Source organism: Candidatus Frankia nodulisporulans (genome assembly GCF_902806475.1).
Lineage (GTDB): Bacteria > Actinomycetota > Actinomycetes > Frankiales > Frankiaceae > Frankia > Frankia umida.
The window spans coordinates 1-7,265 of sequence record NZ_CADCWS010000212.1; the positions used below are offsets into that span (position 1 = coordinate 1).

Consider the following 7,265-nt stretch of genomic DNA (forward strand, 5'->3'; position numbering starts at 1 on the left):
CGCCGTACAGGCGCTGATCCGCTGGGACCCGGTGACCTTCACCGCGCGGGAAGCCGACGAACGCGCCGCGCTCGGCTTCCCGCCGGCGAGTCGGATCGCCGCGGTGGACGGCACCGCCGCGGCCGTCGCCGAACTGCTCGGCGTCCTGCGGTTGCCCGAACCCGCCGACGTCCTCGGCCCGGTGCCGTCGCCCGCGCCGCGGACGGCCGCCCGGGCCGGCGACGAACCGGAGCCGCACCGGCTGCTCATCCGCGTCCCCCGGGAGCGAGGTGGTGAGCTGGCCGCCGCCCTGCACGCGGCCCGCGGTGTGCTCGGGGCCCGTCGCAGCACCAGTGGCCTGCGTATCCAGCTCGATCCGCTGGTGATCGGGTGAGCAGCGCGGGCGGCGGGTGGGCGCTGCGCGCCCGGCCGTGCACGCTGGCGCAGCGCGGTCGCGATAGGGTCGGTCGGTTCCCGGCCGTGGGTTCGTCGGCCGTGGTTCGCGGTCGTGCGACCCGGCCGGCCTTTCTGGATCATTACGCTGAACGGTGTTCGGGTATGCGTCTTGTCTTCGCCGGCACGCCGGCGGTTGCTCTGCCCAGTCTGCGCGCGCTGATCGACAGCCCGCAGCATGACGTGGTCGCGGTGGTCACCCGGCCGGACCGGCCGGCCGGCCGGGGTCGCAAGGTGACCCCGCCGCCGGTGCATCTGCTGGCCGACGAGGCCGGCATCCCGGTGCTCAGCCCACGTCGTCCGGGCGACCCCGAGTTCCTCGCCGCCCTCACCGAGCTCGCCCCCGACTGCTGCCCGGTCGTCGCCTACGGCGCGCTGCTGCCGCCGGCGGCACTGGAGGTCCCGCGCCTGGGCTGGGTCAACCTGCACTTCTCGCTGCTACCGGCGTTTCGGGGGGCGGCCCCGGTGCAGCGCACCCTGCTCGCCGGCGACGACCTGACCGGCGCCACCGTCTTCCAGATCGAGGCGGCGATGGACTCCGGCCCCGTCTTCGGTGTCGTCACCGAACTCGTCCGCCCGTCCGACACGTCCGGTGACCTGCTGGGGAGGCTCGCCGATTCGGGTGCGCGCCTGCTCGTCACAGTGCTGGACGGTCTGGCCGACGGCAGCGTGCAGGCGGTCCCGCAGCCCGCCGAAGGCGTGTCGTTCGCACCGAAACTCACCGTCGCGCAGGTCGGGGTCGACTGGGCGCGCCCAGCTCTCGCCGTCGACCGGCTGGTCCGCGCGGCCACCCCGGCTCCCGGTGCCTGGACGACGTTTCGGGGTCGGCGGCTCAAACTCGGACCGGTCCGGATGGGTCCGCTGCCCGCCGACGCCGCGACCCGTGGGCTGCGCCCCGGCCAGCTGGCGGTGCTCGTCGACGGGTCCGTCGCCGTGGGCACGGGCACCGACCCGGTGCTGCTCGGCGAGGTCCGTCCCGAAGGACGGGCGCCGATGGCCACCGCCGACTGGGCCCGTGGCTCCCGGCCGAACGCCGACGACCAGCTGATCACCCCGCCCCCGGAGGCGGAACCCGCGCCACCAGCGCCCGCGGCCGCGGGGCCGGTAGCCGCGGTGGACGGCGGGCGGGGCGCGTGAACCGTCCACCGAGTCGTCCCCCGGCCCGTCCCTCGAGTTCGCCGCCGAGCAGATCGCCCGACCGGCCGCGCCGAATGGCCTGGGAGGTGCTACGCGCCGTTGACGAACGTGGGGCGTACGCGAACCTGCTGCTGCCCTCGATGCTGGCCGGCAGCGGACTGTCCACGCGTGACCGCGGGTTCGTCACCGAACTCGCCTACGGTGCGCTGCGCGCCCAGGGCACCCTGGACGGGATGCTCGACACCGCCACCAGCCGTCCCGTGGCGGGTATCGACCCGCCACTGCGGGACGCCCTGCGTCTTGGCGCCTACCAGCTGCTGCGGACACGGGTGCCGGCGCGGGCCGCCGTGGCCACCACGGTGGACCTGGTACGCGCGACCAGCGGGGAACGTCCCGTCCGGTTCGCCAACGCCGTGCTGCGCCGCGTCGCCGCCCGGGTCAGCGAGACCGGCGGTGACCTCGCCCAACTGCTGGACGCGCCACCGTTCGCCACCGACCCGATCGGCCATCTCACGGCGGTGTGCACCCATCCGCGCTGGATCGTCGAAGCGGTCGCCGAGGCGTTGGACGGAGACCTGGACGAGACCCGGGCGGCCCTGGTCGCCAACGACATCCGGCCCAGCACGCATCTGGTCGCCCGACCCGGCCGGATCACCCGGGACGACCTGCTCGCCGAATGCGTCGAGGCGGGCCTCGACGCGCACCCCGGGCCGTGGTCGCCCTACGCCGTCCGGCTTGACGGCGGCGATCCGGGTCGGCTGCCGTCGGTCGCCAGCGGGGCGGCCGCGGTGCAGGACGAAGGCAGCCAGCTGGTCGCGCTGGCCCTGGCCGCCACCCCGACCGTCGGGCCCGACCGAGGGCTGACCGTCGACCTGTGCGCGGGACCCGGCGGGAAGGCGGCGCTGCTCGCGGGCCTGCTCGCCGGTGGGTCGGACGGTGCCGGACTGCTCGCCCTCGAACCGCGGATGACCCGGGCGGGGCTGGTCGCCCGCTCCCTGGAAGGTATGGCGGGCGCGTGGGTCGCCCGCGCCGACGGCCGGGCCGCGCCGCTGGCACCCGCGAGCGCCGACCGGGTACTGGTGGACGTGCCCTGCAGCGGGCTCGGGGCGCTGCGCCGCAGGCCCGAGGCCCGCTGGCGGCGCACCCCCGAGGATGTCGCCGCCCTCGTGCCGCTGCAACGCGCACTGCTCGTCGCCGCCGCCGACTTGGTGCGCCCCGGCGGGGTGGTCGCCTACGCCACCTGTTCGCCGCATCCGGCCGAGACCAGCGAGGTGGTCCGCCAGGTCGCCGGGCAACGCCCGGAACTGTCCCTGCTGGACGCGACCCGCGTCCTCACCGACGTTTCGGGCAGCGACGTTTCGGGCAGCGACGTTTCGGGCGGTGACGTTTCGGGCGGTGACGCGCCTGGCAGCGGCGTCACCGGGGCCGGCAACGGCACCGACTCCGGGGCCGAGACCGGGGTTGGGGTCGGGACCGGGCTTGGGCTTGGTGACGGCCCGTTCGGGCAGCTGTGGCCGCACCGGCACGGCACGGACGCGATGTTCGTCGCGCTGCTGCGGGTGGGCCCCCGATAGTCTCGGCCGGTGGCCACCGCACAGATATATCCCAGCATGCTCGCCGCTGATTTCGGTCGGATCGCCGAGGCGGCGCACGCCGTCGAGGGACGGGCGGACTGGTTGCACGTCGACGTGATGGACTACCACTTCGTCCCGAACCTGGCGTTCTCCCCGGACACGGTGACCGCGCTGCGGGCGACCACCCCGACCCCGCTCGACTGCCACCTCATGATCGCCGATCCGGACCGTTGGGCGGCCGGCTACGCCGAGCGGGGCGCGGCGAACGTCACCATCCACGCGGAAGCCGTCGACGACCTGCCCCGGACCACCGCGTCCATCCGCGCGGCCGGGGCGCGCACCGGGCTCGCGGTGAAGCCGAACACCCCGGTGGAGCGCTACCTCGACGATCTGCACCGGTTCGACCTGTTGCTGCTCATGACGATCGAGCCGGGTTTCGGCGGCCAGACGTTCATGACCGAGGTCCTGCCCAAGATCGCCGCGGCCCGCCGCCTGCTCGACGACCGTGGGCTCGACCTGTGGTTGCAGATCGACGGCGGGGTCAACGAGCGCACCATCGAGGCCGCCGCCGCCGCCGGTGTGGACGTCTTCGTCGCCGGCACAGCCGTCTTCGGCGCCAGCGACCCCGGCGAGGCCGTCGAGAAGCTGCGCGCGCAGGCGCTGCGAGTCGCCCCCCGCCTCACCCCACCGTCCAACGAGCCGAACTAGGTCGTCCACCAGGCAATTCATGCTGCGGGGCAGGTGGCCACCCCTGATCTGGATGACTCCGGTCACATGTTCGTGGCGGGCGCGGTCCGGCTTCGTATGCCAAAATGGGGCAGCACAAACAGTTGCACGCGCGCTCCGGGGTCGGTGAAATTCCGAGCCGGCGGTGATAGTCCGCGACCCACACCCGCATAGTTCGGGGTGTGGCTGATCCGGTGAAATTCCGGAACCGACGGTCAAAGTCCGGATGGGAGGACGCGCGCGGGCCCATTGTGCCCGCATGCGCGGTGTTTCCTGCCGCCGTGCCGCGGGCGCGCGCCGGCCTGAGCCCGCCGGCAGGTCCCGCGTGGTTCGCCCGTGTCCGGGGAGCGGTGCCCGGGACCGAAGGGCACGGGTCGGATGTTCACCGGCATCGTCGAGGAGCTCGGCGTCGTCACCGCGGTAGACGCGCGGTCGGAGGCGGCCTCGCTCACCATTTCCTGTCACACCGTCCTGGCGGACGCCTCCCACGGCGCGTCCATCGCCGTCAACGGCGTCTGTCTGACCGTCACCAGCCTGCTACGGGACGGCGTGGCCCTCGACGAGACCGCGAGCCGGGCCGGCCCCACCGGCATATCCACGGGCGCCACGGCGTTCACCGCGGACGTGATGCGCGAAACGCTCGTGCGCTCCGCCCTGGGCGTCCTCACCGCCGGTGACCGGGTCAACCTGGAACGTCCGGTGCGCCTGACCGACCGGCTCGGCGGGCATCTGGTCCAGGGCCATGTCGACGGTGTCGCCGAGGTGCTCGACCGTCAGATCGCCGAACACTGGGAGCTGGTCCGCTTCGCCCTGCCGTCCGGGCTGGACCGTTACCTGGTCGAGAAGGGGTCGGTGACGGTCGACGGTGTGAGCCTCACCGTCGTCGAGGTCGTCCCGGCCGTCGGCGACGCCCCGGCGTCGTTCACCGTCAGCCTCATCCCCACCACGCTCGAGGACACCACCCTCGGCCACCGAGTGCCCGGTTCACGGGTCAACCTCGAGGTCGACGTCCTGGCGAAGTACGTGGAGAAACTGCACGCCGGCCTGGCCGGCACCCCCGAACCGAACGGACTTCCGCGATGACCACAGGCAGCCAGGGCGAGGACGTGGTCTTCGCCGACATCGAGTCCGCGCTCGCCGAGTTCGCCGCCGGACGGCCCCTGGTCGTCGTCGACGACGCCGACCGGGAGAACGAGGGCGACCTGATCTTCGCCGCCGAGGCCGCCACCCCCGAGCTGGTCGCCTTCATGACCCGCTACACCTCCGGGGTCATCTGCGTGCCGATGGACCCGGCGGACACCGACCGGCTCGAACTCGACCAGATGGTGCCGCACAACACCGAGCGCATGGGCACCGCGTTCACCATCAGCGTCGACGCCCGCGAGGGCGTGACCACCGGCATCTCCGCGGCCGACCGGGCCCGCACCATCCGCCTGCTCGCCGGCGCCGACACCACCCCCGGTGACCTCAGCCGCCCCGGCCACATCTTCCCGCTGCGCGCCAAGGACGGCGGGGTGCTGCGCCGTCCCGGCCACACCGAGGCCGCCGTCGACCTCGCCCGGCTGTCCGGCCTGCACCCGGCCGGCGCCATCTGCGAGATCGTCAACGACGACGGGACGATGGCCCGCCTGCCCGAACTCGTCGCGTTCGCCCGCGAACACGGCCTGCTGCTGATCACCATCGCCGACCTGATCGCCTACCGGCGCCGCACCGAGAAGCAGATCGTCCGGGTCGCCGAGGCGTCCATCCCCACCCGCTATGGCCCGTTCCGCGCGGTGGGTTTCCGCAGCATCCTCGACGGTGTCGAGCACATCGCGCTGATCCGCGGTGACCTCGGCGACGGTGAGAGCGTCCTGACCCGTGTGCACAGCGAGTGCCTCACCGGTGACGTGTTCGGCTCGCGGCGCTGCGACTGCGGCACCCAGCTGGACGCCGCCCTGCGACTGGTCGTCACCGAAGGCCGCGGCGTGGTCCTCTACATGCGCGGACACGAGGGTCGAGGCATCGGCCTCATGCACAAGCTGCGCGCCTACCAGCTCCAGGACGCCGGCCACGACACCGTCGACGCCAACCTGGCCCTCGGCCTGCCCGCCGACGCCCGCGACTACGGCACCGGCGCGCAGATCCTCGTCGACCTCGGCGTGCGGGGCATCCGGCTGCTGTCGAACAACCCGACCAAGCGCGCGGGCCTCGAGGGCTACGGGCTGCGCATCGTCGAACTGATCGCGATGCCGGTCAACCACACCCCGGAGAACCTGCGCTACCTGACCACCAAGCGCGACCGGATGGGCCACCTGCTCCCCGGCCTGCCGGTCCTGCCCGACTTGCCCGCGCGGCCGCTGGCCGACCTGCCACTGGCCGTCGGGGATGACGCGCCGACCGCGGTCGCCCGGCGTGGTCCCGGTAGCGGTGGGCCCGCCCTGGTGTCGGCCGCCGTCCCCGCCGGTGAGCTGTCCGTCGAGGGGGAGGGGCTGTGAGCGGCCACGGCGCACCGGCGGAGGTGCTCCCCGAGGCGGACGGCCTGAGCCTCGCGATCGTCGCCACCCGCTGGCACGCCGAGATCACCGACGCCCTGCTCGTCGGCGCGCTGCGGGCCGCGAAGGAGGCCGGGGTCGCCGCCGAACCGACCGTCGTGCGGGTCGCGGGTGCCATCGAGCTGCCCGTGGTCGTCGCCGCCCTGGCGCAGAGCCATGACGCGGTGGTCGCCCTCGGGGTCGTCATCCGCGGCGGGACACCGCACTTCGACTATGTCTGTCAGTTCGTCACCGCCGCGCTCGCCCGGATCACCGTGGACGCGCGGGTGCCCGTCGGTTTCGGCGTCCTGACCTGCGACACCATCGAACAGGCCCGTGACCGTGCGGGTCTGGCCGGCTCCAGCGAGGACAAGGGCCGTGAGGCGGCCCTGGCCGCCCTCGAGACCGCCGCCGTCCTGCGCGACCTCACTCCCGCCAGCTGAGCTTCCCTGCCGGCTGCGATGTCGGCGCCACGCTGACGCCACGCTGAGCGCAGATGTAGGGCGCATTCACACGGACGGTGTGAGCCCGATCCGTCCTGGTGACATGGCCTCGGTATGGTGTTGCCATCACGTGGCGATTCCGAGTGGATCAGGTGTGCTGACGGTGGGTTCACCCCTCGTGGTCTGGTTCTCGACGGTTCCGCTCATTGCGGAATCCCTGTCGGGACGATCCGACCGCGAGACGGTGATGGCACGTCGCGGCGCCCTGCGCGCGCTTCGGCGTCGTCCGGCTGGGTCGATCCGGTGGTGAGGGCGAGGTGGCACGGATGGCGGGTCATGGCGGCGACCAGAATGACGACGACGCGCAGGCCGAGCCGACCACCAGGCGCCCCGCCGCCGGCTCCGGCGGCCAGGGCGGCGACGCCCGCCCGATCTCCCTG

General features: G+C 73.5%; 6 protein-coding genes, 1 pseudogene and 1 riboswitch. All 7 genes and pseudogenes read left to right on the forward strand.

Annotated features, from left to right (window positions below; all coding sequences use genetic code 11):
* Positions 1–373: pseudogene (locus G6R24_RS16250) on the forward strand (primosomal protein N'); the annotation flags it as partial.
* Positions 374–537: 164 nt separating this feature from the next.
* Entirely contained in the window at positions 538–1,569 is a 1,032-nt protein-coding gene (gene fmt / locus G6R24_RS16255; protein ID WP_163550086.1) for a methionyl-tRNA formyltransferase, read from the forward strand.
* Positions 1,570–1,643: 74 nt separating this feature from the next.
* Entirely contained in the window at positions 1,644–3,143 is a 1,500-nt protein-coding gene (locus G6R24_RS16260; protein WP_163550087.1) for an RsmB/NOP family class I SAM-dependent RNA methyltransferase, read from the forward strand.
* 9 nt (positions 3,144–3,152) lie between these two features.
* A complete protein-coding gene (gene rpe / locus G6R24_RS16265; RefSeq protein WP_163550088.1) occupies positions 3,153–3,851 on the forward strand; it encodes a ribulose-phosphate 3-epimerase in 699 nt (232 codons plus the stop codon).
* A 126-nt stretch (positions 3,852–3,977) separates the two neighbouring features.
* Positions 3,978–4,111, forward strand: a riboswitch (FMN riboswitch).
* Between the two features lie 136 nt (positions 4,112–4,247).
* Positions 4,248–4,952 carry a riboflavin synthase gene (locus G6R24_RS16270; RefSeq protein ID WP_163550090.1) on the forward strand — a complete coding sequence of 235 codons (705 nt, stop codon included), beginning with the start codon at positions 4,248–4,250 and terminating at the stop codon, positions 4,950–4,952.
* Entirely contained in the window at positions 4,949–6,346 is a 1,398-nt protein-coding gene (locus tag G6R24_RS16275; protein WP_225438614.1) for a bifunctional 3,4-dihydroxy-2-butanone-4-phosphate synthase/GTP cyclohydrolase II, read from the forward strand. Before G6R24_RS16270 ends, G6R24_RS16275 begins: the two co-directional genes overlap by 4 nt.
* Positions 6,343–6,825 (forward strand): 6,7-dimethyl-8-ribityllumazine synthase, encoded by a 483-nt coding sequence (gene ribH / locus G6R24_RS16280; RefSeq protein ID WP_163550089.1) that lies wholly within the window; start codon positions 6,343–6,345, stop codon positions 6,823–6,825. Before G6R24_RS16275 ends, ribH begins: the two co-directional genes overlap by 4 nt.
* The last annotated feature ends 440 nt before the right edge of the window (positions 6,826–7,265 follow it).